The organism is Lichenibacterium dinghuense, assembly GCF_021730615.1.
Lineage (GTDB): Bacteria > Pseudomonadota > Alphaproteobacteria > Rhizobiales > Beijerinckiaceae > Lichenihabitans > Lichenihabitans dinghuensis.
Genome location: NZ_JAJLMN010000001.1, coordinates 2,843,007 through 2,868,065, shown reverse-complemented (window position 1 = coordinate 2,868,065; position 25,059 = coordinate 2,843,007). Strand labels below are relative to the sequence as shown.

At 72.0% G+C, this 25,059-nt stretch carries 24 protein-coding genes; 13 read left to right on the top strand and 11 right to left on the bottom strand.

Annotation, left to right across the window (positions count from 1 at the left end; translation table 11 throughout):
- Nucleotides 1-248: 248 nt before the first annotated feature.
- The 5 genes from L7N97_RS13665 (at nucleotide 249) to L7N97_RS13645 (ending at nucleotide 8,018) form a co-directional block, all read left to right on the top strand.
- A complete protein-coding gene (locus tag L7N97_RS13665; RefSeq protein WP_237478906.1) occupies nucleotides 249-2,042 on the top strand; it encodes a peptide ABC transporter substrate-binding protein in 1,794 nt (597 codons plus the stop codon).
- A 130-nt stretch (nucleotides 2,043-2,172) separates the two neighbouring features.
- A complete protein-coding gene (locus tag L7N97_RS13660; RefSeq protein WP_237478905.1) occupies nucleotides 2,173-3,963 on the top strand; it encodes a peptide ABC transporter substrate-binding protein in 1,791 nt (596 codons plus the stop codon).
- A gap of 32 nt (nucleotides 3,964-3,995) precedes the next feature.
- Nucleotides 3,996-4,955 (top strand): ABC transporter permease, encoded by a 960-nt coding sequence (locus L7N97_RS13655; protein ID WP_237478904.1) that lies wholly within the window; start codon nucleotides 3,996-3,998, stop codon nucleotides 4,953-4,955.
- A gap of 106 nt (nucleotides 4,956-5,061) precedes the next feature.
- The gene (locus tag L7N97_RS13650; RefSeq protein WP_237482226.1) at nucleotides 5,062-5,997 is read left to right on the top strand and encodes an ABC transporter permease; all 936 of its coding nucleotides are present in this window, start codon (nucleotides 5,062-5,064) and stop codon (nucleotides 5,995-5,997) included.
- Between the two features lie 161 nt (nucleotides 5,998-6,158).
- A complete protein-coding gene (locus tag L7N97_RS13645; RefSeq protein WP_237478902.1) occupies nucleotides 6,159-8,018 on the top strand; it encodes an ABC transporter ATP-binding protein in 1,860 nt (619 codons plus the stop codon).
- Between the two features lie 75 nt (nucleotides 8,019-8,093).
- Here L7N97_RS13645 and L7N97_RS13640 read toward each other — a convergent pair whose 3' ends face one another.
- On the bottom strand, nucleotides 8,094-9,470 hold the full coding sequence (locus L7N97_RS13640; protein ID WP_237478900.1) for an MATE family efflux transporter: 1,377 nt from the start codon (nucleotides 9,468-9,470) through the stop codon (nucleotides 8,094-8,096).
- A gap of 172 nt (nucleotides 9,471-9,642) precedes the next feature.
- Here L7N97_RS13640 and L7N97_RS13635 point away from each other — a divergent pair, with 172 nt between their 5' ends.
- From L7N97_RS13635 to L7N97_RS13630, 4 genes are all read left to right on the top strand, one after another.
- Nucleotides 9,643-9,891, top strand: a complete 249-nt coding sequence (locus L7N97_RS13635; RefSeq protein WP_237478898.1) for a DUF6894 family protein — start codon at nucleotides 9,643-9,645, stop codon at nucleotides 9,889-9,891.
- A 118-nt stretch (nucleotides 9,892-10,009) separates the two neighbouring features.
- Nucleotides 10,010-10,144: a hypothetical protein gene (locus tag L7N97_RS29760; RefSeq protein WP_255721663.1), complete on the top strand. Its 135-nt coding sequence runs from the start codon at nucleotides 10,010-10,012 to the stop codon at nucleotides 10,142-10,144.
- Nucleotides 10,145-10,215: 71 nt separating this feature from the next.
- A complete protein-coding gene (locus L7N97_RS29755; protein WP_255721662.1) occupies nucleotides 10,216-10,350 on the top strand; it encodes a hypothetical protein in 135 nt (44 codons plus the stop codon).
- A 49-nt stretch (nucleotides 10,351-10,399) separates the two neighbouring features.
- A complete protein-coding gene (locus L7N97_RS13630) occupies nucleotides 10,400-10,831 on the top strand; it encodes a hypothetical protein (RefSeq protein WP_237478896.1) in 432 nt (143 codons plus the stop codon).
- Here L7N97_RS13630 and L7N97_RS13625 read toward each other — a convergent pair whose 3' ends face one another.
- From L7N97_RS13625 to L7N97_RS13615, 3 genes are all read right to left on the bottom strand, one after another.
- Nucleotides 10,832-11,629: a DUF2189 domain-containing protein gene (locus tag L7N97_RS13625; RefSeq protein WP_237478894.1), complete on the bottom strand. Its 798-nt coding sequence runs from the start codon at nucleotides 11,627-11,629 to the stop codon at nucleotides 10,832-10,834.
- 232 nt (nucleotides 11,630-11,861) lie between these two features.
- Complete coding sequence (locus L7N97_RS13620) at nucleotides 11,862-12,134, bottom strand: hypothetical protein (protein WP_237478893.1); 273 nt, start codon at nucleotides 12,132-12,134, stop codon at nucleotides 11,862-11,864.
- 80 nt (nucleotides 12,135-12,214) lie between these two features.
- A complete protein-coding gene (locus L7N97_RS13615; protein WP_237478892.1) occupies nucleotides 12,215-12,781 on the bottom strand; it encodes a TetR/AcrR family transcriptional regulator in 567 nt (188 codons plus the stop codon).
- Between the two features lie 208 nt (nucleotides 12,782-12,989).
- On the opposite strand from L7N97_RS13615, the gene L7N97_RS13610 reads away from it, so the two are divergent.
- From L7N97_RS13610 to L7N97_RS13600, 3 genes are read left to right on the top strand one after another with little or no spacing between them, the layout of a single operon-like run.
- Nucleotides 12,990-14,474, top strand: coding sequence for an HlyD family secretion protein (locus L7N97_RS13610; RefSeq protein WP_237478891.1), 1,485 nt, complete (start codon nucleotides 12,990-12,992; stop codon nucleotides 14,472-14,474).
- Complete coding sequence (locus tag L7N97_RS13605; protein WP_237478890.1) at nucleotides 14,471-16,054, top strand: DHA2 family efflux MFS transporter permease subunit; 1,584 nt, start codon at nucleotides 14,471-14,473, stop codon at nucleotides 16,052-16,054. The genes L7N97_RS13610 and L7N97_RS13605 overlap by 4 nt, the downstream gene beginning before the upstream one ends.
- Before the next feature lie 2 nt (nucleotides 16,055-16,056).
- Entirely contained in the window at nucleotides 16,057-17,691 is a 1,635-nt protein-coding gene (locus L7N97_RS13600) for an efflux transporter outer membrane subunit (protein ID WP_237478889.1), read from the top strand.
- A 98-nt stretch (nucleotides 17,692-17,789) separates the two neighbouring features.
- Here L7N97_RS13600 and L7N97_RS13595 read toward each other — a convergent pair whose 3' ends face one another.
- The 6 genes from L7N97_RS13595 to L7N97_RS13570 all read right to left on the bottom strand — a co-directional run bounded on the left by L7N97_RS13595 (nucleotide 17,790) and on the right by L7N97_RS13570 (nucleotide 23,220).
- On the bottom strand, nucleotides 17,790-18,071 hold the full coding sequence (locus L7N97_RS13595) for a hypothetical protein (RefSeq protein WP_237478888.1): 282 nt from the start codon (nucleotides 18,069-18,071) through the stop codon (nucleotides 17,790-17,792).
- Nucleotides 18,072-18,230: 159 nt separating this feature from the next.
- Nucleotides 18,231-18,458, bottom strand: a complete 228-nt coding sequence (locus L7N97_RS13590) for a hypothetical protein (protein WP_237478887.1) — start codon at nucleotides 18,456-18,458, stop codon at nucleotides 18,231-18,233.
- Between the two features lie 220 nt (nucleotides 18,459-18,678).
- Entirely contained in the window at nucleotides 18,679-20,106 is a 1,428-nt protein-coding gene (gene leuC, locus L7N97_RS13585) for a 3-isopropylmalate dehydratase large subunit (RefSeq protein WP_237478886.1), read from the bottom strand.
- A gap of 201 nt (nucleotides 20,107-20,307) precedes the next feature.
- Nucleotides 20,308-20,733 carry a 50S ribosomal protein L19 gene (rplS, locus tag L7N97_RS13580; protein WP_237478885.1) on the bottom strand — a complete coding sequence of 142 codons (426 nt, stop codon included), beginning with the start codon at nucleotides 20,731-20,733 and terminating at the stop codon, nucleotides 20,308-20,310.
- A 116-nt stretch (nucleotides 20,734-20,849) separates the two neighbouring features.
- Nucleotides 20,850-22,028, bottom strand: a complete 1,179-nt coding sequence (locus L7N97_RS13575) for an MFS transporter (RefSeq protein ID WP_237478883.1) — start codon at nucleotides 22,026-22,028, stop codon at nucleotides 20,850-20,852.
- 4 nt (nucleotides 22,029-22,032) lie between these two features.
- A complete protein-coding gene (locus L7N97_RS13570; protein ID WP_237478881.1) occupies nucleotides 22,033-23,220 on the bottom strand; it encodes an MFS transporter in 1,188 nt (395 codons plus the stop codon).
- A 230-nt stretch (nucleotides 23,221-23,450) separates the two neighbouring features.
- On the opposite strand from L7N97_RS13570, the gene L7N97_RS13565 reads away from it, so the two are divergent.
- Nucleotides 23,451-24,095, top strand: coding sequence for a VOC family protein (locus tag L7N97_RS13565; RefSeq protein WP_237478879.1), 645 nt, complete (start codon nucleotides 23,451-23,453; stop codon nucleotides 24,093-24,095).
- 41 nt (nucleotides 24,096-24,136) lie between these two features.
- Here the strand turns inward: L7N97_RS13565 and L7N97_RS13560 are convergent, their stop codons facing one another.
- On the bottom strand, nucleotides 24,137-25,015 hold the full coding sequence (locus L7N97_RS13560) for a beta-keto acid cleavage family enzyme (protein WP_237478877.1): 879 nt from the start codon (nucleotides 25,013-25,015) through the stop codon (nucleotides 24,137-24,139).
- Between the last annotated feature and the right edge of the window lie 44 nt (nucleotides 25,016-25,059).

Here is a 25,059-nt window from a genome sequence, read left to right as displayed (position 1 = left end):
TCCCGTCATCAATGGGCGCCCACCGGCTGCCGCACGGACGCGCCGCGACGGCCTCAGGTCGCGGCAGCCTAGCACGCGCCGCGGCAGGGTCACATGCATGCAGAGGGCCAGGCGCCGGGCCGGCACCGGCCGCACGGGGCCCGCGCGGGCCGGCGCCGCCCGCACAGCCTAATTCGTGGGCAGCCCTTGCGGAACGCGGCACCTTCGCCATGCTGGGGGAGGAACGGCAGCCGGAAGGGTGGCGAGCGATGGACGAGACGGAACTGCGGGGCCTGATCGCGGACGTGAAGGACGGCCGGCTGACGCGCCGGAGCTTCGTGGGCCGGATGGCGGCCCTGGGCCTCACGGCGCCGATGACGGGCGCGCTGCTGGCGCAGGGCGGCGTCGCGCTGGCGGCCCCCTCCGAGGGGGCCGGCTACAAGCCCACCAGGGCGGGCGGCGGCGGCACGGTGAAGATGCTGTTCTGGCAGGGCCCCACCGCGCTCAGCGCCCATTTCTCGACGGGGCTCAAGGACGCCGAGGCGTCGCGCATCTTCTACGAGCCGCTCGCCAACTGGACCTCCGAGGGCACGCTCGTGCCGGTGCTCGCGGCCGAGATCCCGTCCAGGGAGAACGGCCTCCTCGCGGCCGACGGCAAATCCGTCACCTGGAAGATCAAGCCCGGCGTGACGTGGCACGACGGCAAGCCGCTGACCGCCGACGACCTCGTCTTCACCCGCGACTTCGTCGGCGACCCGGCCTCGGCCTGCGTGACGCTGACGACCTATCGGGACATCAAGGTCGAGAAGGTCGACGACCTCACGGTCAAGGTGCTGTTCGACGAGCCGACGCCCTTCTGGGCCAACGCCTTCGTGGGGGTGAACGGCGAGGTGCTGCCCCGCCACGTCTTCGCGCCCTACATGGGCGCGAAGTCCCGCGAGGCGCCGGCCAACCTCGCGCCGGTCGGCACGGGCCCCTACACGTTCGTGGAGTTCCGGCCGGGCGACACGCTGCGGGGCAAGCGCTTCGAGGGCTACCACCAGCCCAACAGGCCCTATTTCGACGCCTTCGAGCTCAAGGGCGGCGGCGATTCGGTGTCGGCGGCCCGCGCCGTGCTGCAGACGGGCGACTACGACTACGCCTACAGCCTCGCGGTCGAGGACGAGGTGCTGAAGCGCCTGGAGGGGGGCGGCAAGGGCCGCGTCGACATCGTGTTCGGCAACGTGCCCGAGTTCATCTACCTGAACCCGACCGACCCCAACAAGGAGGTCGACGGCGAGCGCTCCTCGCTGAAGACGCAGCACCCGGCCTTCAAGGACCCGGCGGTGCGCCGGGCCATGGACATGCTGATCGACCGCAAGTCGATCGGCGAATACATCTACGGCCGCACCGCCAAGCCCACGGCCAACATCCTCAACGGCCCGCCCGACGTCGTGTCGACCGCGACGCGCAACAGCTTCGACATCGCGGGCGCCAACAAGCTGCTCGACGAGGCCGGCTGGGCGCGCGGCCCGGACGGCATCCGCGCCAAGGACGGCTACCGGATGCACTTCGTGTATCAGACGTCCATCAACGCCCTGCGCCAGAAGATCCAGGCCATTGTCAAGCAGGCGGCCGCCAAGGCCGGCATCGAGATGGAGCTGAAGGGCATCGCCGCCTCGGTGTTCTTCTCGGACGACCCCGGCAACACCGACACGGACGCCCACTTCTACGCCGACATGCAGGGCTACGCCGACACGGCGACGACGCCCGACCCGGCCGACTTCATGAAGCAATACGTGTCCTGGGAGATCACCCAGAAGAGCAACAAGTGGACGGGGCAGAACCAGTGCCACTGGTCGAGCCCCGAGACCGACGCGCTCTACAAGCAGGCCGCGGCGGAGCTCGACCCCGTCAAGCGCGCGGCGCTCTACATCAGGATGAACGACATCGTGGTGGCCAACAACGTGCTGCCCCTCGTGCAGCGCGGCTCGGTCGTGGCCCTCGCCGGCACCCTGCACGCGCCGCGCAGCGCCTGGGACGTCGACATGGCGAACCTGCCCGACTGGTACAAGGACGCGTGAAGCCTGCCGGGCGCCGCACGCCCGCCCCGCGTGCGGGCCCGTCCTGCATGCAGGGCGAGCGGCATGGCGCCCGTCTTGCATGTGGATCGTTACCACGCGGCGCGCGGCGCGCCCGGGCCGGGAGTGACAGATGAACGAGCAGGATCTGCGGGGCCTCGTCGCCGACGTCCGAGGGGGACGCCTGTCGCGGCGGGGCTTCGTGCAGCGCATGATCGCGCTCGGGCTCACGGCGCCGATGGCCGGCGCCATGCTGGGCGGTGCCGGCACGGCCAGCGCCGCGACGGCGGGTGATCCCTACAAGCCCACCAAGGCGGGCGGCGGCGGGCCGCTGAAGCTGTTGTTCTGGCAGGGCCCGACCGTGCTGAACGCGCACTTCTCCACGGGCACCAAGGACGCGGAGGGTTCCCGCCTCTTCTACGAGCCGCTCGCGGCGTGGGACGACGACGGCAACCTCGTGCCGGTCCTCGCCACGGCGGTTCCCTCGGAGGAGAACGGCATGCTGGCGGCCGACGGCAAGTCCGTCACCTGGAAGATCAAGCCCGGCGTGACGTGGCACGACGGCAAGCCGCTGACCGCCGACGACCTCGTCTTCACCTGGGAGTTCATCAAGGACCCGGCTGCGGCCTGCGTCACGATCGCCACCTACCGCGACATCACGGTGAAAAAGGTCGACGATCTCACGGTCGAGGTCGTCTTCGCGGGTCCGACCCCGTTCTGGGCCGACGCCTTCGTGGGCCGCAACGGGCTGATCCTGCCCAAACACGTCTACAGCGACTACATGGGCGGCAAGTCGCGCGACGCGCCCGCCAACCTGATGCCGATCGGCACCGGACCGTACCGCTGCGTCGAGTTCCGGCCCGGCGACACGGTGCGGGGCGAGCGCTTCGAGGCCTATCACAAGCCCAACCGGCCCTACTTCGACACGGTCGAGCTCAAGGGCGGCGGCGATGCCGTGTCGGCGGCCCGCGCGGTGCTGCAGACGGGCGACTACGACTTCGGATGGAACCTGCAGGTCGAGGACGAGGTGTTGAAGCGGCTCGAGGACGGCGGCAAGGGCCACGTCAACACCGTCTTCGGCAACTATTGCGAGTTCATCTATCTCAACGCCACCGACCCCAACAAGGAGGTGGACGGCGAAAGGTCCTCGCTGAAGACGACGCATCCCGCCTTCTCCGACCCGGCCGTGCGGCGCGCCATGAACATCCTCGTCGACCGCAAGTCGATCTCGGATTACATCTACGGCCGCACCGGCAAGCCCACGAGCAACGTGGTCAACGGCCCGGCGCGCTACACTTCCACCAACACGCGCTACGCCTTCGACGTCGCGGGTGCGAACAAGCTGCTCGACGACGCCGGTTGGGCGAAGGGCTCCGACGGCATCCGCGCCAAGAACGGCTACCGGATGCACTTCCTGTTCCAGACGTCGATCAACGGCCCGCGGCAGAAGACGCAGGCCATCATCAAGCAGGCCGCCGCCAAGGCCGGCATCGAGATCGAACTCAAGGCGGTCCCGGCCTCGGTGTTCTTCGCGGGAGATCCGGGCAACACCGACACGGATGCGCACTTCTACGCCGACATGGAGGAATACGCGAACCAGGCGACCACGCCCGACGCGGCCGACTGGATGAAGCAATATGCGACATGGGAGATCGCCCAGAAGAGCAACAAATGGTCGGGCTGGAACTACTCCCGCTGGTCGAACAAGGAATTCGACGACCTGTTCAACGGGAGCAAGGTCGAGCTCGACCCCGTCAAGCGCGCCGCGATGTTCATCAAGATGAACGACATCGTGGTGACGGACAACGTCCTTCCCATCATCCAGCGCGCTTCCGTGGCGGGCCTGTCCAACAGGCTGCACGCGACCCGCAGCGGCTGGGACAACGACCTGTGGGCCGTGTCCGACTGGTGGAAGGACGCGTGATCCTGCCGTCCGCCATCCGGGAGGCCTGAGCCTTGGGCGCCTACCTGACCCGCCGCCTCCTCATCGCGATCCCGAGCCTGCTCGGGATCAGCCTGATCCTGTTCGTGGTGCTGGCGCTGGCGCCGGGGGACCCGTTCAGCGAGCTCGCCACCAACCCGAGCGTGCCGCCCGAGGTCCGCATGGCGCTGCGGGCCAAGTTCGGCCTCGATGACCCGGTGATGTTCCGCTACTGGCACTGGCTCGTCGCCATGGCGCAGGGCGACTGGGGCTTCTCGTTCCAGAGCCGCACCGACGTCGCGGGGCTGATCCTCGGCCGCGTGCCGACCACCATCTTCGTGGTCGGCTCGTCGCAGGTGCTGGCGCTGCTGATCGCCGTGCCGGTCGGCATCGTCGCCGCGGTGCGGCCCTACTCGGTGTTCGACAAGGTCGCCAACACGCTGGCCTTCGCGGGCTTCTCGCTGCCGACCTTCTTCACCGGCATCCTGTTCATCCTGGTCTTCTCGATCAACCTGCACTGGCTGCCCTTCGTCTACGACGCGGACATCCAGGCGACGGGCTTCGCCTGGTACTGGCTTCACGTGAAGCAGGCCATCATGCCGGTCTGCGTGCTGGGCTTCTTCCAGGCCGCCTCCTACACGCGCTACGTCCGCTCGGCCGTGCTCGACGTGGCGCGGCTCGACTACGTCACGACGGCCCGCGCCAAGGGCCTGTCGGACCGCACGGTGACGCTGCGCCACGTGGCCCGCAACGGCCTCATCCCCGTGGTGACGCTGGTGGCGCTGCAGATGCCCGCGGTGTTCGGCGGCGCCATCGTGACCGAGCAGATCTTCCGCGTGCCGGGGATCGGGTCGCTGCTCATCACCGCCATGCTCAGCAACGACACGCCGGTCGTGATGGCCGTCACCTTCGTCTTCGCCTGCCTAGTCGTCCTGTTCAACCTCATCGCGGACCTGCTCTATGGCTGGCTCGACCCCCGCATCTCCTTCGGCTGACCTCGCGGTGGCTGACCTCGCGGTGAAGGGAGACCCGGCCTATCTCGGCCTCGACCCGGCCCCCGCCTCGACCGGGTCGCACCTCGTGTCGGACGGCACGGCGGCGGTGGCCTCGGCCTATCCGGCGCTGGCCGCCGCCGTGCCGGACGCGCCGGCGGTCGAGAAGCGCCGCTCGGGCGCCGGCGAGGTGTGGTTCCGCTTCAGCCGGCACCGCCTGGCGCTCGTCAGCGTGGTGGTTCTGGCCGCGCTGGTGCTCGGCGTCGTGCTCGGCCCGCTCCTGTGGCCGACCGCGATCGACGACATCGACTTCTCGGCCATGCTGCAGGGCCCGTCCGCCGCGCATCCGCTCGGCACCGACGACCTCGGGCAGGACCTGCTGGCCCGCATGATCTACGGCGGCCGCATCTCGCTCGCGGTCGGCATCGCCGCCATGCTGGTGGCGACCACCGTCGGGCTGACCGTGGGCTCGCTCGCCGGCATGTCGCGCGGGGCGCTCGGGCCGGTGCTGATGTGGGTGACGGACCTGTTCCTCGCCCTGCCGCAGCTGCCGCTGCTGCTGCTGCTCATCTACCTGTTCCGCGACGCGCTGAAGCGGGTGTTCGGCGTCGAGGGCGGCGTCTTCGTGATGATCGTGCTCGTCATCGGCGGCCTCGGCTGGATGCCGGTGGCGCGGCTCGTGCGCGCGCAGTTCCTGTCGCTGCGCGAGAAGGAGTTCGTGGAGGCGGCCCGCTCGCAGGGCGGCACCACGCTGCACCTCGTGCTGCGCCACATTCTGCCGAACGCGCTGGGGCCCGTGATCGTGGCCGGCACCATCGAGGTGTCCTCCGCCATCATCGCGGAATCGACGCTGTCCTTCCTCGGCCTCGGCTTTCCGCCCGACATCCCGACCTGGGGCCGCATCCTGTTCGACGCCAAGGACCACCTCGACACGGCGACCCACTGGGCGCTGTTCCCCGGCCTCGCGATCTTCCTGACCGTGCTGTCGATCAACTTCATCGGCGACGGCCTGCGTGACGCGCTCGACGCGCGCCGCGTGGTCTGAGCGAAACTCCCCTTCTCCCCTCGCGGGAGAAGGTGTCGCGGCGAAGCCGCGACGGATGAGGGGGCAACCCCGACGCGTGCCGCCTGCCCCCTCATCCGACCCCGCTTCGCGGGGCCACCTTCTCCCGCGAGGGGAGAAGGAGACCGCTTCGAGATTCCCCCATGACCGCACCCCTCCTCGACGTGCAGAACCTCACGACCAGCTTCCGGCGCGACGGCGCCTGGCGCGAGGTCGTTCACGGCGTGTCCTTCGCCGTGAACCCGCGCGAGACGGTGGCGCTGGTCGGCGAATCCGGCTCGGGCAAGAGCGTCAGCGCCCTGTCGGTGATGCGCCTCACCCCGCAGGGCTCCAGCCGCAGCGGCGGGCGCGTGCTGTTCGAGGGCCGCGACCTGCTGGCCCTGCCCGAGGCCGAGATGCGCAAGGTGCGGGGCGACGCCATCGCCATGGTGTTCCAGGAGCCCATGACGAGCCTGAACCCGGTGCTGACGATCGGCTTCCAGGTCGCCGAAAGCCTGATGCTGCACCGGGGCATGAGCCGTGAGGCCGCCGAGGCCGAGGCCGTCCGCCTGCTCGACCGCGTTCGCATCCCGGCGGCCCGCTCGCGCCTCAACGACTACCCGCACCGCTTCTCGGGCGGCATGCGCCAGCGCGTCGTCATCGCCATGGCGCTGGCCTGCCGGCCGAAGCTGCTCATCGCCGACGAGCCCACCACGGCGCTCGACGTCACCGTGCAGGCGCAGATCCTCGACCTCCTGAAGTCCCTGCAGGACCAGGAGGGCATGGCGGTGCTGTTCATCACCCACGACATGGGGGTGGTGGCCGAGATCGCCGACCGCACGGTGGTGATGCGCCACGGCCGCGCGGTCGAGAGCGGCGACACGGCCGCGATCTTCCGCGGCGCCGAACACCCCTACACGCGGGCGCTGCTGTCCTCCGTGCCGAAGCTCGGCGCCATGGCGGGCGAGCCGCGCCCCACGCGCTTCCCCATCGTGTCGACCACCACGGGCGCGGTCGACGTGCCCCCCGCCCTGCCCGACGCCGTGTCGGCCGCCCAGGTCGCGGGGACGGAGCGGCCGCTCCTGCAGGTGAGCGGCCTCACCACGCGCTTCGACATCCGCGGCGGGCTCCTCGGCCGCGCCCGCGGCCGCGTCCACGCGGTCGAGAACGTGTCCTTCGACCTCCGCGCCGGGGAAACGCTGTCGCTCGTCGGCGAGTCCGGCTGCGGCAAGTCCACGACCGGGCGCTCGGTGCTGCGGCTGATCGAGCCGCAGGCCGGCACGGTGCTGTTCGACGGCGACGACGTGCTGAAGCTCGGCCCCGCCGCCCTGCGCGAGCGGCGCAAGGGCATGCAGATGATCTTCCAGGACCCCTTCGCCTCGCTCGACCCCCGCATGACGGTGGGCAAGGCCATCGCGGAGCCGATCCTCCTCAACCGCCTCGGCACCCGGGCCGAGGCGAGGGAGCGCACCGCCGACCTCCTCACCCGCGTCGGCCTCAGCCCCGACATGGCGGGGCGCTTCCCGCACGAGTTCTCGGGCGGGCAGCGCCAGCGCGTCTGCATCGCGCGCGCCCTGGCGGTGCGGCCGAAGCTGATCGTGGCGGACGAGAGCGTGTCGGCCCTCGACGTGTCGGTGAAGGCGCAGGTGGTGAACCTGATGCTGGAGCTGCAGGCGAGCCTGGGCCTCGCCTTCCTGTTCATCTCCCACGACATGGCCGTGGTGGAGCGCGTGAGCCACCGCGTGGCGGTGATGTACCTCGGCGAGATCGTCGAGATGGGCCCGCGCGCGGCCGTCTTCGGCGCACCGCAGCACCCCTACACGCGGCGCCTGCTGGCGGCGGTGCCGGTGCCCGACCCCGCGCGCCGGGGCGCCCGCGCGGCGCTCGCGGTCGACGAGATCCGCAACCCCATCCGCGGCCTCGACTACCTGCCGCCCGAGCGCCAGTACCGCGAGGTGTCGCCCGGCCACGTCGTGCAGGTGTGGGGCGAGGAATGGGAGAAGGCGCCGGCCGCGGCGGCGTAGCCGGCCGGGGCGGCCCCGGCACCCGGGGGGACGTGGCCGCCCGGTGCGCGGCCGCCCGCCGCTCCTCCGAACGCGTCAGATCCCGCCCGGCCGCAGCCGGGAGCGCCAGCGGCCCAGCAGCATCGCGGCCACCGCGAAGAGCCCCGCCACCAGGCCCACCCACACGCCGGGCGCGGCGTAGCGCGGCGCCAGCAGGGCCGCGACCGGCACGCCGAAGCACCAGTAGCCGAGCGCGGCGATGACCATGGGGGCGCGCGTGTCCTGCAGGCCGCGCAGCATGCCGGCCAGCACCACCTGGGCGCCGTCGGCGATCTGGAACGCGCCCGCCAGCGCGAGCAGCAGCGTCGCGGTGCGGACGACCGCGGCGGCTCCGGGCTCCGCGGGATCGAGGAACAGCCCGATGATCGGCCCCGGCACCGCGAGCATGAGGGACGCCGTGACCGCCATGGCGCCGACGCCGAGCATGAGGCCCGACCATCCGGCGCGGGCCGCGGCGCCGCGATCGCGCGCGCCGGCCGCGCGGCCGACCCGCACCGACACCGCCTGGGCGATGCCGAGCGGCACCATGAAGGCGAAGGACGCGACCTGCAGCGCGATCGCGTGGGCGGGCAGAGCCGAGGGGTCGTGGGCGCCGACCAGCGCCGTCGTGGCTGCGAAGGCGCCCGTCTCCAGCACGATGCCGATGCCGATCGGCAGGCCGAGCCGCCACAGCGCCCCGCAGGCGGGCAGCGGCGGGCGGCCGAGGCCCCGGAGCAGGCGGAGGCCGCGAAGCTGTGGGTCGCGCAGCACGGCCGAGGCCAGCACCGCCGCCATGAACAGGTTGGACAGGGCCGTGGCCAGCGCCGACCCCTCCATCCCCAGGGCCGGCAGGCCGAGATGCCCGCCGATCAGGCCCCAGTTCAGGCCCGCGTTGACGACGATGCCGAGCGCGCCCGTCATCACCGCCCAGCGCGGGCGCTCCACCGCGGCCAGCATGGAGCGCAGCACGAGGTAGACCAGCACCGGCAGCAGCCCCCACTGCAGGGTGTGGAGGTAGCCCGCCGCGGCGCGCGCCAGCGCGGGCTCCTGGCCGAGCGCGCGGAAGACCGGCTCCGCCCCCCACAGCAGGAGCCACATCGGCCCGACGATCGCCGCGGCGTTCCACAGCCCGCCCTGCACCACGCGCCGCGCCGCGGGCCCGCGCTCGCCGGTGCGGCCGAGCTCGGCGGAGATCAGCGGCGACACGGCGGCCGTGAGCCCGATGCCGAAGGTCAGCGCCACGTTGTAGAGCGCCATCGCCAGGGTCACGGCGGCCAGCGCCTCGGGGGCGATGCGGCCCACGAAGGCCGCGTCCGTGAGGTTGATCGCCATCTCGATGGCGTTGGTGACGACGAGCGGCAGGCCCAGCGCCGCGCAGGCCCCGATCTCCCGGCGCCAGGACGGGGCGGGGGCGGGCGGCGCGGACGACAGCATCGCACTTTCCTACAGGGGCGGCGCGCGGAGCGCCATGGCGCATCGGGCCGCCTCCCCCCGCGGTGCCTCGAACGTGGCCGGTCCCGCCCTCGGGCCACATAGGTGAATGCGCGATTCCGCCCGACCCTCTAACCGCTGTGCTCCCCGGGCCGTGGCCGAAGGAGATCGCCGGTTGCCTCGCTACTTCTTCGACACCGACGACGGCGACCGCGTGTACCGCGACGACGACGGGACCACGCTCGCGAGCGTCCACGAGGTGATCGACGAGGCGCGAAAACTCACCTTCGACCTGTTCTACGGGTCCCCCACGGTCGGGCGGACCATCATCGCCTGCGTCGCGAGGGACGAGGCCGGTGGCATCGTCTACCGCCTCATGATGGACGTCAGCGGCGAGACGGGGCCGCGCGCCGACCTCGGCTGAACCCGCCCCCCGGCCGGCCCCTCCCCCGGGCCGTTGCGCCGCCGGACGAAACCGGCCGCCCGACGGATCGACTCTCCCGCCCCGGCGTTGCGATTCCGGGACCACGGGGAGGCTCGCCATGACGTCCGTCGACCGACGCATCTGGTATGTCGTGGGCGTGGTCGCGCTCGCGATCCTGCTGTGGCTCCTCCTGGACCACGCCCTGTTCCCGACCCTGCCGGTGCCCGCCGGCGCGCCGCCGATCACCCGGTGACGCGGGCCCGCAACTCCCCGCCGCGCGGCGCGTTGGCCGCCACCGGGCACGAGCGAGGGGCGGAGGGCGGGATGATCAACAGAATCGGCGGCGGGGCGGGCTACATCCTGGTCATCCTCATCGTGGCGATCGCGGCGCTGCTCTTCGCGAGCCACGAATACTTCCCGGCCTTCAACCCCGCGGGCGGCACCTCGGCCGCCAAGTAGCCCGCGGCCGGACGGCCCGATCCTTCCTGACCTCCAACGGAGCATCGACGTGGACGACGCCACCAAGTTCATCCGCATCTTCGGCGAGCACCAGGGGCGCGCGACCTATGCGGGCCGCCTCCAGATCCGCGACGCGAACTTCATCGCGGACCTCAAGGCGCGCCTGTCCGGCCTCGCGGCGCGCGACAACCGCCTCCGCCACAGCGGCTGGCTGATCGACTTCTCGCCGACGCAGACCGACGACCTCACCGAGCGCTCGCTGTTCCACGCGACGCTGACCTCGGCGACGCTGGGCGAGCGGCGGCTCGACGTCCGCGTCGGCCGCGACTGGGTCGAGATCGGCGACGTCGCCATGGAGAGTTCGGTGCGCACCAGCGCCACCAACGTCGAGCGGGCGCTGGAGAACGCCTTCCGCCGCGCCGTGGTGATGGTGCCCCAGGGCAGGGTCGACCCCGCCCGGGTCCAGAGGGTGGACGCCTGATCAGGCCGCCGGCACGGCGCGGCGGTACAGGTGCCAGGTGGCGTGGCCGAGCACCGGCAGCGCCACCGCCAGCCCGACGAAGACGGGCAGGCAGCCCACGAACAGCACCGCCGCCACGATGAAGCCCCACAGCGCCATCGGGCCGGGGCTGGCCCGCACGGCGCGGAGCGAGGTCCGCACGGCATCCGTCGCGGTGCCGCCCCGGTCGAGCAGCAGCGGCAGCGACACCACGGCCAGCGCGAAGGCCAGGGCGGCGAAGAGCGCGCCGAGCCCGTTGCCGAGCACCACCAGGGTCCAGCCGGCCGGCGTGCCGAAGGCGAAGCGGAGCAGGTCGCCGACCGACTGCGGGTGCTGGTCGCCGGCCAGCGCCGTGAACAGGAGCTGCGCGGTGGCGATCCAGGCCACGAAGATGCCGAGCTGCACCAGCGCCAGCGCCGCGATGGCGGGCGCGCCCGGCCGGCGCAGGGCGTCGAGCGCGTCGTGCCAGGTCGGCGCCTCGCCGCGCTCCCGCCGCCGGCTCAGCTCGTAGGTGCCCAGCGCCGCGAAGGGGCCGAGAAGGGCGAAGCCGGCCGACAGCGGATAGGCCAGCGGCAGCAGGTCGCCGTCCACCGTGAGGCGGGCGATGATCATGCCGATCACGGGGTAGATCACCACGAGGAAGATCACGTGCGTCGGCATGGCCATGAAGTCGGCGAGGCCGGCGCGGAGCGCCGCGCGGATGTCGTCGACCGTGACGGCGCGGACCGGGACGGCGGCGGGCAGGCGCCCGGCGAGGCTGGACGGCATGGACAGGGACATGGATCGCACCTCGGATCCGGAGGGATGGGGCGCGACGGTCGCTCGGTGGAAGCGGGACAGGGCGGGCGACGGTCGGCGGCGGACCGCCGAAACGGCGGGCGGTGCTGACGAGATCCGCTTTCCCGGGTAGGGCGAGTGGTCAGCGAGGCGACTGAGGTTCGACCCGACGATTGCACGTCTTGCGAGTGAAATTAGACCCGCCCGCCCATCCGCGCAACGCCCATGTTTCGCGTCACTTCTTGCAACTTTTGTTGACCCATTCGCCGAGGTCGATGCCGCCCGACGAATACACCTTGGGGCCGAAGGTGGCGTCCGCGAAGGAGCCCTTCTTGTCGGGATAGACCAGGGTCGCGTCCTTGTCCGCCTCGATGGTGCCGTTCGGGTACAGGCGGAAGTCGTCGCAGTTGATCGACAGATCGCCCGGCCCCTTCACGACGGTCTCGGCCGAGGCCGGGCGGAGGCAGGCCGCGACGGCGAAGCTGGCGAGGAGGACGGGTCGGACCATGCGGGCGTCTCGCGATCTGAACTGAAGCGAAGGGCATATGTCGCGCTCCCGTTGAAGATCCAGGTGGCCCGGCTGCCGCGTCACCGCGCCCCGTAGTGCCCGACGAACATGGCCACGACCTCGTCGACGCGCTCCTCGATCTCGGCCCGCTCCATCGGCGGCGGGTCCTGCAGCACGAGCCGCGACGTGTGGCACTGCGACGTCACGGCGCCGAGGAAGATGCTGGCGGCCAGGCCCGCGTCCCGGCCGCCGAACTCGCCGCGCCCCCGCGCCGCTTCGAGGTATTCGGTCAGCCGCTCCCGCGTGCGCTCGGGCCCCAGCGCGTAGAAGATGCGGCCGATGGCGGGGTCGCGGGGCGCCTCCGCCACCACGAGCCGCAGCAGCGCCGTCACCTCCGGGCTGGTCATGGCTTCGAGCAGGTTGATCCCGAGGTCGCGCAGGATCTCGGCCATGGCGTTGGGCCGTCCGAGGTCGGCGTCGAGCCGGCCGCGCAGCAGCCGCGCGCGGTTGCTCACCACCTCGGCGAAGAGCCCCTCCTTGCCGGCGAAGTGCCGGTACAGCGTCTCCTTGGAGGCGCCGGCCCGCGCCGCGACATCGCGCATCGTGGTCTCGGCGAAGCCCTGCGCCAGGAACACGGCCTCGGCCACGGCCACGATCTCCTCGCGCCGGCGTGCCCCGCGGGGCACAGGGGTTGGATCATTGTGGGACAGGCCCGTGGGGTCGCTTGACTTCGCACCCATCCGCTCGCCTTATATCCGAACCCGCCGGTTCGGTTACGCGCGTCCCAGCCTACAAGTGGCCGTCGGCGGCGCCTAGCCTCGCCGGCCGGCGAGACTGCCCCCTGGAAGACCCACGATGACCCCGAGCGACGCCGACGAGGCCCACGCGCAGGACGACGACCGCGCACCGCCCCGCCGCCGCGCCCGGCGGGACGTGCTGGAGATCGGCCGCGGGAACGGCCGCAACGGCGACCGCCGCTCGGGCGGCCGCGGCGCCGAGCACGCGCGCGACCTCGACGAGGACCGGGACGACGACCAGGACGAGGGCGACGACCGCTCACGGCGCGGCGGGAACCGCGGCCGGGACCGCGACGACGACCGCCGGAGCGAGCGGCGCGACGAGGCGCCCCGCCGGGACGACCGCAGGAAGCGCGACGCGTCGGACGACGACGGGGACGATCAGGACGACCGCAAGGACGGGGACCGCGGCGACAAGAAGGCCGCCGACAAGGACAAGAAGGGCGAGGACGCGAAGGGCGGCCAGAAGGGCGATGACGGCGAGGACGAGTCGCAGAAGCGCCGCAAGAGCCGCCGCCCGCTGATCATCACCATCGCCGTGGCGGCGGCGGTGCTGCTGATCGGATTCTTCGTCTACTACTACTTCTCCCACAAGGGGAAGGCGGAGACCGACGACGCCTACACGGACGGCTACGTCGTGGCCGTGGCGCCGCGCGTGTCGGGTCAGGTCGTGTCGCTCGACGTGGTCGACAACCAGTTCGTCCACAAGGGCGATCCGCTGATCCACATCGACCCGCGCCCCTTCACCTATTCGCGCGACCAGGCCAGGGGCAACCTCGACGCGCTGAAGGCGCAGATCCAGCAGCAGAAGCTCGGCGTCGAGATCGCCAAGAAGAACTTCCCGGCGGCGCTGCAGCTCGCCCAGGCGAACCTCCTGTCCGCCAAGGCGAACCTGACGCTGCAGGAGTCGAACAACCGCCGCCAGATCAACCTGCCCAAGCAGGCCACGACCCAGCAGGAGGTCGACACGACCCAGGCGGGCCAGCAGCAGGCCGAAGCCTCGGTGGCGCAGGCCCAGGCGCGCGTGACGCAGGCCGAGCCCGTGCAGCAGAACATCGGCCAGTCGCAGCAGCAGGTCGACCAGCTCCAGGGCCAGGCCGAGCAGGCGCAGGCACAGCTCGACAACGCCGAGCTCAACCTCGAATTCACCGTGGTGCGCGCCGCCCAGGACGGCTGGGTGACCCGCCGCAACGTCGACGCCGGCAACTACGTCACCTCCGGCACGCAGATCATGTCGCTGGTGACGCCCGACCTGTGGGTGACGGCCAACTACAAGGAGACGGAGCTCGACGGCATGGTGCAGGGCGCCACCGCGACCATCTCGATCGACGCCTATCCGAACCTCAAGCTGACGGGCCACGTCGACTCGATCCAGAAGGGCTCGGGCTCGAAGTTCTCCGCCTTCCCGGCCGAGAACGCCACCGGCAACTTCGTCAAGATCGTGCAGCGCGTGCCGGTCAAGATCGTGATCGACTCCGGCCTCGACCCCAAGATCCCGGTGCCGCTGGGCCTCAGCTGCGAGCCGACGGTGATCCTCAAATGAGCGACGCCGGCGCCGCGGGCGGCTGGAAGCCCTCCTACAATCCCTGGCTCATCGCGCTGGCGGTGACGCTGGCGGCCTTCATGGAGATCCTGGACACCACCATCGTCAACGTGGCGCTGCCCTACATCGCCGGCACGCTCGCGGCCTCGTCCGACGAGGCCACCTACGCGCTGACCTCCTACCTCGTCGCCAACGGCATCGTGCTCACCATCGCGGGCTGGCTGTCGGACACGATCGGGCGCAAGCGCTACTTCATCATCTGCCTGACGATGTTCACGGTGTTCTCGTTCCTGTGCGGCATCTCACAGAGCCTCGGGCAGCTCGTGATCTTCCGCGCCTTCCAGGGCTTCTTCGGCGGGGGGCTGCAGCCGAACCAGCAGGCCATCATCCTCGACACCTTCCCGCCCGCGAAGCGCAGCGCCGCCTTCGCGGTGACGGCCATCGCCACCATCGTGGCGCCGGTGCTCGGGCCGACGCTCGGCGGCTACCTCATCGAGCACCTCGACTGGCGCTGGATCTTCTTCGTCAATATCCCCTTTGGCGCCGTGGCGGTGTTCGCCAACTTCGTCCTGGTCGAGGACCCGCCGTGGGAGAAGGAGAAGAGCGCCAAGAAGAGTCGCGGCATCGACTACGTCGGCCTCGCGCTGATCAGCCTCGGCCTCGGCTGCATGCAGATCGCGCTCGACCGCGGCGAGGACGACGACTGGTTCGGCTCGCGCTTCATCGTCATCATGTCGGTGCTGGCCTTCATCGGCATCTTCGGGGCCATCTGCTGGCTGCTGACCGCCAAGAAGCCGATCATCAACCTCGACGTGTTCACCGACAAGAACTTCGCCATGGGCTGCGTGCTGATCGCCGCCATGGGCATGATCCTGTACGCCTCCGCGGTGCTGATCCCGCAGTTCTCACAGCAGCAGCTCGGCTACACGGCGCTGCTGTCGGGCCTCATCCTGTCGCCGGGCGGCATCGTCGTCATCATGCTGATCCCCATCGTCGGGCGGCTGATGAAGGTCGTGCCGACGCGCTACATCGTGATGACGGGCTTCACCATCATGGGCTTCGCGCTCATGTATTCGAGCCGCCTGACGGTCACCATCGACTATTGGACGCTGGTGAAGATGCGCTCGTTCCAGACGGCGGCGCTGGGCTTCCTGTTCGTTCCGATCTCGACCATCGCGTACCTGACGCTGCCGCAGAAGTACCGCTCGGACGGGGCGGCGCTGTTCTCCATGTTCCGCAACGTGGGGGGCGCGGTCGGCATCTCGGTCGCGACCGCCCTCGTGACGGAGCGGCGCCAGGCCGACCAGGCCCACCTGTCGAAGTTCATGACGCCGCTGAACCAGGGCTACAACGAGCTGATCCAGAAGTCGGAGGCGACGCTGCGCACCCTCGGGCGCGCCGCGGGCTCGGTGCACGACCAAGCCGTGTCGCACACCTACCAGATGTACATGCAGCAGGCGGCCGTGCTGGCCTACAACAACGTGTTCCAATATTCGGCCGTGGTGGCGTTCATGGTGGTGCCCCTGTGCTTCTTCATCTCCAAGAAGACCGCCGCGGGCGGCGGCGGCGGGGGCCACTGATCATGTCGACCACGCGATCCCGCCCCCTCGCGGTCCTGCTGCTGGCTTCCGCCGCGCCGGTTCTCGCGGCCGCGCTCTCGGGCTGCACGATGGGGCCCGAATACGTGTCGCCGCTGCCGCCCATCGTGGAAAGCAAGAGCTACCTCGACAACGGCGCCAAGGTGAAGTCGCCGCTCAAGGTGCTGGCCGGCACGACCTCGGCCGAGCCCGACGCGCAATGGTGGCGGGTGTTCCGCGACCCGATCCTGTCGAGGCTCGAGGCCCGCGTCGCCGAGCAGAACCTCGACGTGCAGACCGCGAGCCTGCGCCTGCGCGAAAGCCGCGCGCAGCTCGGCACCGCCGCGGCGGCCGCGCTGCCCACGGTGAACAGCGCTTCCAACGCCTACCGGATGCAGTACAGCCAGAACGGCATCGTCAGCCTGATCCCGTCCTCCACCTTCGGCGGGGGCGGCACGGGCGCGGGCGGCGGCACCGGGGGCGCCGCGGGCGGCAGCGCGGCATCCACGCTCGGCAACCCGTTCGAGAGCTACACGGCGGGCTTCGACGCCTCCTGGGAACTCGACCTGTGGGGCCGCGTCCGCCGCAACATCGAGGCTTCGGAGGCCATGGTGGACGCGTCCGCCGAGCAGCGGCGCTCGACGCTGGTCTCCGTGCTGGCCGAGCTCGCGCGCGACTACGTGCAGTTGCGCGGCATCCAGGAGCAGATCCGCATCCAGGAGGCCAACGCCAAGGTGAACCAGGACATCCTGGACATCGTGCGGACGCGCGCCAAGGGCGGCCTCGTCACTGGCCTCGACGTGGCCAGCGCGTCCCAGCAGGTGGAAGGCATCCGCGCCAACATCCCGCAGCTCCAGCAGCAGGAGACCCAGGCGGTCGACGCCATCGGGCTGCTGCTGGCCGAGCCGCCGCTGACGCTGTCCCAGGAGCTCGTGCCATCCAAGGCCATCCCGCCCGTGCCGCCCAAGGTGCCGGTGGGCGTGCCGTCGAGCCTCATCATCCGCCGGCCCGACATCCGCGTGGCGGACGCGCAGCTCCACGCCGCCGTGGCGGAGATCGGCGTCGCGGAGGCGGAGTTCTTCCCCACCGTGACCATCACGGGCTCGCCGCAGTTCAACGCGCTCGACCCCAACAAGGTGTTCCGCGGCAACTCGCTGCAATACATGAACGTGGGGCCGTCGATCTCGATCCCGATCTTCGACGGCGGGCGGCTGAAGTCGAACCTCGTGCTGGTGCAGGCGCGCCAGCAGGAGGCCGCCATCGCGTACCAGAAGGCGGTGCTCCAGGCCTGGCACGACGTGGTCAACGCGCTGGCGGCGCTGAAGGGCGACGAGGGGCGCCGCGCCTTCCTGCAGCGCCAAGTAGCGGACGCGCGGCGCGGCCTCGCGCTGGCGCGCACCCGTTACACGCAAGGCGTCGACACCTTCACCACGGTGCTGCAGAACAGCCAGAACGTGCTCGGCGCCGAGGTGAACCTCAGCCAGGCCACGGCCAACATCTCGACCGACTTCGTGGCGCTCTACAAGGCGCTCGGCGGCGGCTGGGAGACGACCTTCCCGGACAAGCCGGTGCCGCCGCTCGACCTCGCCGCCGTGACGGTGCCGCAGGGCGACCTCGCGCTCAAGCCCGACGCGCCGTGAGAGTGCGGGACGCACCCGTCGCGTCCCGCCGAGACCGCCCCGCCCGAGGCCGTCATCCCGGAGTGCCGCCCCGGCCCGGTGGGGCCGGGGCGCACGCCTCAGGCCGCGAGGCGGCATCCCGGCTGCGCGGCCCGATCCCCCCGATGCGGCGCCGACGCCCGCGCCCGCGCCAGACGGTCCGGGTCGGCGATGATGTCGGCGATGTCCTCGGCCACCGCCTGGACGATCTCGGGCGTCGCCGCGATGCCGAGCACGCGCAGCGCGGTCGCGGCCTGCCCCCGCGCGATGTCGCCCAGCACGGCCGGATGGGCCGAGCCGTTCCAGGCCACGGCCTCGAGAGCGATGCGGGCGAGGACGCGGTCTTCGACGACGGTGGTCATGGGGCGGCTCCGATGTTGCGGTCTTCCGCCCATCGAACGCCGAAACGGTTAACAAAACATGACCGCGAGCGCGGCAGCCTCACCTCGGCGTGTGCCGCTCGGCTCGATTGTCGGCCGTGGTTGTGATCCGGTTCCTCGGATCGCGATCCGCCTCCGGCCTCAACCGTTGCCGCATTTGCGGAGGTAGATCGCGCGGGCTTTGCCTTCTACGCCGACGGAGTCGGCCTTCCTGGCGCAGTGCTCCGCCCGCACGCTGCGGGGTTTGCGGCCCAGCCTCGTCGCCGTGTAGGGCGAGAGCGCAGCGCCCACCGGGGCGACCGTGTCGGCGGAGGCGGCGCCGGCCGGCAGCGACAGCGCCAGCAGGGCGAGCAGGGTCAGCTTGGTCATGGATGATCGTCCGGTCGTGGGCCGAAGGCGGATCCCCGGCTCGCGGGTCCCTTAACCGTCGAGCGTGGGGCCGTGTTGCCCCGGCCGGCCCCGAAACTGTGCCGTCCGCGGCTCCACGCGCGCCGGCGGCGGATCGCGACGGGGATCCCGAAAAATGGAAAAAGGCCCGCCCGGATCTCCCCGGGCGGGCCCTTGCACGTCAGCGGGGCACGAGCGCCGCTCAGTGCGCCTTCTCCATCTCCCGTACGTCGACGAAGTGGCCCGCGATGGCCGCCGCCGCCGCCATGGCGGGCGACACCAGGTGCGAGCGGCCCTTCGGCCCCTGGCGGCCCTCGAAGTTGCGGTTCGAGGTGGTGGCGCAGCGCTCGTGCGGGCTGAGCTTGTCGGGGTTCATGCCAAGGCACATGGAGCAGCCCGGCTCCCGCCACTCGAACCCTGCCTCGGTGAAGATGCGGTCGAGCCCTTCGCGCTCGGCCTGCAGCTTCACGAGGCCCGAGCCCGGCACCACCATGCCGCTGACCGAGGGGGCGATGCGCTTGCCATCCAGGATCTTGGCGGCCGCGCGCAGGTCCTCGATGCGGCCGTTGGTGCAGGAGCCGATGAAGATCTTGTCGAGGCGGAGGTCGGTCATCCGCTCGCCGCCCTTGAGGCCCATGTAGTCGAGGGCGCGGCGGATGTTGTCGCGCCGGCTCTCGTCGAAGTCCTCGACGCGCGGCACCGTGCCCTGCACGGAGACGACGTCCTGCGGGCTCGTGCCCCAGGACACGATGGGCGGCAGCGCGGCGGCGTCGAGGCGCACCACCTTGTCGAAGTGGGCGCCCTCGTCGCTCTTCAGCGTCGACCAGTAGCGCATCGCGGCGTCCCAGGTGTCGCCGGTGGGCGACTTCGGCCGGCCCTTCAGGTAGGCGAAGGTCTTCTCGTCGGGCGCGACGAGGCCCGCGCGGGCGCCGCCCTCGATCGACATGTTGCAGATCGTCATGCGGCCTTCCATCGACAGCGCGCGGATGGCCTCGCCCGCGTATTCGATGACGTAGCCGGTGCCGCCGGCGGTGCCGATCTCGCCGATGATGGCGAGGATGATGTCCTTGGCGGTGACGCCGGGCGGCAGCTGCCCGTCCACCTGGACCAGCATGTTCTTGGCCTTGGCCTGGATCAGCGTCTGCGTGGCGAGCACGTGCTCGACCTCGCTGGTGCCGATGCCGTGCGCCAGCGCCCCGAAGGCGCCGTGCGTCGAGGTGTGGCTGTCGCCGCACACGATGGTGGTGCCGGGCAGCGTGAAGCCCTGCTCGGGCCCGATGATGTGGACGATGCCCTGGCGGCTGTCGAACTGGTCGTAATATTCGATGCCGAACTCGCGCACGTTCTCGGCCAGGGTCTCGACCTGGACGCGGGACTCCGGCTCCTTGATGCCGACGGTGCGGTCGGTGGTCTGGATGTTGTGGTCCACCACGGCGAGGGTGCGCGAGGGCGAGCGCACGCGGCGGCCGGAAGCGCGCAGCCCCTCGAAGGCCTGCGGGCTCGTCACCTCGTGGACGAGGTGGCGGTCGATGTAGAGGAGGCAGCTGCCGTCGTCGCGGCGCTCGACCACGTGGTCGTCGAAGATCTTGTCGTAGAGCGTGCGGGGGTTCCGCGCGGCGGTCTCGTCCATGGTCCTGCTTCCCTCCGATCCTCTACGGCGGCCCGCGGTCGGCCGGCGCCGGGCCGCGCCTTCCCGAAACGAGACCGGCCGGGCGGCCCGGTGTCGGATCCGCCCGGCCGGTCGCCGATACCCTATGTAAGGTGCCGCTCACCCGGCGGCAGTCCCATCGGGCCGCCGCTCACTCGGCGGCGGTACGCCTCAGGCCGCCGCTCACTCGGCGGCGGTGGCCTTGCCGCTCTTCTGCTTGGCCTTGGACAGGTTCTTGGCCTTCGCCACCGTGTCGATGCGCTCGGCGATGCGGGCCGACTTGCCGCGGCGATCGCGCAGGTAATACAGCTTGGCGCGGCGGACCTTGCCGCGGCGGACCACCTTGATCGAGTCGATGTTCGGCGAATAGACCGGGAAGACGCGCTCGACGCCCTCGCCGTAGGAGATCTTGCGGACCGTGAAGGACTCCTGGATGCCGCCGCCGGTGCGGGCGATCACCACGCCCTCGTAGGCCTGAACGCGGGTGCGCTCGCCTTCCTTGACCTTGACGTTGACCACCACGGTGTCGCCCGGCTGGAAGTCGGGGATGGTCTTGCCGGCGGAAACGCGCTGCGCTTCCTCGGCGTTGAGGATGGCGATGATGTCCATGATCGTCCTTCGCCGGAGGCAGCGTTGACGCTGCCGCGTTTCGGCTCGCTGTTGTGAGTTGAGGGCGCGTCCTACAACGGCGGGACGGGCTTGTCGACCCGGTTTCGCTGGGGATCTCAGGCCCGCCGCAGCCCCGGCGCCAGCGCGAGCGCGACGCCGCACAGCCCCGCCATGGCCCAGAAGACGTGGAGCCCGAGCCCCGCGTAGAGGTAGCCCGAGGCGAAGGTCAGCGCCGCCGAGGCCAGCCCAAGCGCGACGTTGCCGTAGACGGCCTGCGCGGTGGCGCCGAGCCGCTCGGGCACGGCCGTGCCGATGACCCGCATGGCGCCGAGGTGGAACAGCGCGAAGGTGAGGCCGTGCAGCGCCTGCACGGCCGCCAGCGCCGGCCAGGCCAGGGTGAACCCCATCACGCCCCAGCGCACCATCCCCGCCCCGGCCGCCACCGCGGCCGCGCCGGCGGGGCCGACCCGGTCGATGATCCGGGGCCCGAGCACGAAGAAGACGAAAACCTCGGCCAGCACGGATTCCGACCACAGGAGGCTCACGGCCGTGCCGCCGTAGCCGGCGCCGCGCCAGGTGATCACCGCGAAGGCGTCGTTGACGGCGTGGCTGCCGACGATCAGCGCGGCGACGAGGAGCAGGGTGCGGTAGGCCGGCACGGCGAGGAGCGTGCGCGCCGCCGCGAGCGTGCCGCCGCGGTCGGCCTCGCCGGCGGCGTCCGGCGCCGCCACGCGCGTCGCTGCGAGCGCCATGGCGAGGAACAGCGCCGAGCTCGCCGCGATGATGCACCACAGGCCGAAGCGGTCGACGAGCTGGCCCGACAGGAGCGTGCCGGCCACGAAAGCTGCCGAGCCCGCGCCCCGCACCCAGCCGTAGCGGAAGCCGCCGCGGACCATCGAGGCCGCCACCGCCAGCGCGTCGGACAGCGGCGCGAGGCTCGCCTCGGTCGAGGAATGCGCCATGCACACGAGGAGCAGCGGCAGGAGCCCGTAGGCGCCGAGGTAGAGCGTGCCGATCAGCCCGGACAGCAGGGCCGCGGCGGCCAGCACGCCGCGGCGCGCGCCGAGCCGGTCGGCGAGGCGCCCCGCCGCGGGTCCCGAGGCGATCCGCACCACCGTGCCGGTGGACAGCACGGCGCCGATGCTTTCCGCGCCGAGCCCGTGGCTCTGGAGGAAGGACGGCAGGTAGGCGGATTCCGCGCCGTAGGCGGAATAGAGCGCGGCGTAGAGCAGGAGGAAGCGGGGCAGCGGTGAAGCGGCGGGCGAGGAGGGGCGCGCGTCGCTCACGGCCGCCATGGCGTCATCCCCTCGCCGGGGCGGGCGCGGGCGCGCGGTCCCCCCGCGTCGCCATCCGCCAGCCGACGAGCCATGAGACCAGCCCCGCCGCGGCGACGCAACCCAGCGTCAGGAAGGCGACGGGGAAGCCCGCGTGCTGCGCCACGAAGCCGGCGAGCAGCGGGCTCACGGCCGCGCCGGCGCCGTAGGCCGTCATCACCCCGCCGAGCCCGGCGTTGGCGTGGCCGGTCTTCGACATGATGTCGATGCTGAGCGCCGGGATGGCGACGCCGGCGAAGCCCATGGACACCCCTTCCAGCACCTCGACGAGGCCGATCATCGGCAGGGCCTGCGAGTACATCAGCAGCCCGGCCCGCACCGCGACGAGGCCGAGGCCGACCGCCAGCACGGCGACGTGGCCGATGCGCCCAGCGAGGCGGGGCACGACGGCGGCGCCGGCGATCATGACCACCTGCACGGTCACGGTCATGCCGCCGGTGACGAGGCTCGGGTCCTGCCCGGCCTTGACGAGCGACTGCGCCAGGAAGGGCAGCATGGCGCCGCTCGACGCCATGAAGGCGAAGGCGGCGAGGCCCAGCACCAGCAGCGGCCGGCTCTCGACGAGGGCGCGGAAGGCGGACTTCGAGCCGGGATCGCCGCCGCGGGCGGCCTCGTCGTCGATCGAGCCCGGCGGGATGCGCGACACGACGGCCGTCGTGGCGGCGGCCATGACCGCGATGGCCAGCGCCACCCAGCCGAGGCCGAGGAAGTAGCCGAGCGCGGCGGACAGCGCCGCGTTGGCGGCGTTGCCGCCGTGGTTGAACGTCTCGTTGCGGGCCACCTGCATGGCGTATTTGGCGCGGCCCACGATGCCGAGCGTCATGGCCGACACGAGCGGCGCGAGGCCGGTGTCGGCGACGCCGATGATCACCTGCCCGGCGGCCACGACCCAGAGCGACTTCGTCGCCACGATGAGGCCGGCGCCGACCGCGATGGCGACCACAGCGGCCGCGACGCTCCCGCGCTTCGACGTGGTGCGGTCGACCAGCGCGGACAGCGGCGTCGTGGCGACGACGCCGGCGACGCCCGCGAGGCTCATGGCGATGCCGGTCGAGGCGGGGTCGAACCCCTCGTGCTGGAGGTAGACGCCGAGGAAGGGCCCGAACCCTTCCCGCGCGCCCGCCATGGCGAAGTTGAGGGCTTCCAGCCCCATCGGCACGTTCCTCCGTCGATCCGTGTGCGGGCGCCCTTGTCCTACATATTGCGTGGACGCTTTGAGATCAGGGGTGCGGGCCTGCGGCGGATGGGCTGAGCCGCGGGTCCCCGGGGCCGGCCGTGGGTCCGCCTGCAGGGCAGCCCCCTTCCAACCCGTCGCGTGGACAAGGCTGCGCGCGGGCGGCACAACGGGGCGAGGCCGCGCCGGTGCGGCCGGGACGGTGCCCGATGACCGAACTCGACCACCTCCTCTGGGCCGCCCCCGACCTCGACGCCGGCATCGCCGCCCTCGCGGCCTCGACCGGCGCGACGCCCGCGGTCGGCGGCTCGCATCCCGGCTTCGGCACCCGCAACGCGCTCCTGTCGCTGGGGTCGGCCTACCTCGAAGTGATCGCGCCCGACCCGGCGCAGGATCTGGCGGACAACCGCGGCGGCCGCATCGCGGCGCTGCCCCGGCCGGGCCTCTTGACCTTCGCGGTGCGGACGCCGGACCTCGCCGGCTTCGCCGCGGCGGCGCGGGCGGCGGGCCTGTCCGTCGGCGAGCCCGTCGCCATGTCGCGCACGCGCCCGGACGGCCTGCGCCTCGCCTGGGCGGTCCAGGACGCGGACAGCGGCGCCCATCCGGACCTCGTCCCCTTCGCGATCGACTGGCAGGGCTCCCCGCACCCGGCCGCCACGGCGCCGGCCGGCTGCACCCTGGTCGACTTCGCGGCCCTGCACCCGGACCCCGCGCCCCTCGCCGCGATCTACGCCGCGCTCCGCGTGCCGGTCGCGGTCCGGCCGGCGCCCCGTCCGGGGCTGACCGCGACGCTGGCGACGCCGCGCGGGACCGTGGTGCTCGCGGAAGCCGGGATGGGTTTCGCGGCGGCGTGACGCGCCTGTCGCGTCATGGGTCCGCGTTCGACCGGCTCGGGTCAGGTCCTGGCCCGCAGGCTCGCCCGCACCTCCGCGGGCGTCGCGGGCTCCGAGCCGGCGGCGCGCACGAGGCGCGCGGCCTCGTCCACGCGGGCGAGGTTGCCGACCGCCGTGCCGAGCGGGGCGTCCTCCAGCCCGACGCGGACGTGCCCGCCCCGCCGCACCGCTTCCCCGATCAGCGGGCGCACCTCGAAGTCGAGCCCGGCCACCATCCAGGGATGCCCCGGCGCGCGGCGCGCCAGCATGGCGAGGTAGAGGTCGAGCGCCTCAGCGCCGGGGTCGGGGCCGAAGGTGAAGCCGTCCGAGAACATGAAGCGGTAGACCGGCGCCGGGCAGCCCGGCGTCGCGGCCGCGAAGGCGGCGCCGAGGCGCAGGAAGCCCGGCTCGTAGACCGCGAAGCTCGGCGTGAAGCCGTGGAGGGCCGCGAGGTCGAGGCCGCGCCGCACGTCCTCGCCGGGGTTGAGGTAGGTGCGGCCCGGCCCGCCCGCCGCCGCCTCGGCGAAGCCCGCGAGGTTGATCGAGCCGGGATCCACCACCGACCATTCGAGCAGTCCGCGCCGCGCGAGGCTTTCCACCGCGGCGTAGCGCTTCGCCGGCGCGTCGGGGCCGAAGGCCGCCGCGCCGCCCACGAAGGGCAGCGTCGGGTAGACGATCGCGTCGCAGCGCGCGCGGATGCGCTCGATGGCGGCCGCGTAGGTGTCGGGGTCGTCGTCCTGCTCGCCCGTCGCGGGGTCGTAGGCGTGGAGATGGACGATCGCCGCGCCGGCCTGCGCGCAGGCGATCCCCTCGGCCACGATCTCGTCGACCGTCAGCGGCATCAGGGGCTGGCGGCGGCGCGTCCAGGGCCCGTTGAGGGCGACCTCGATCCAGGTGGGCATGCGCGGCCTCCGCGTCCCGTCGCGCTCCGGCGACGCCGGGATGG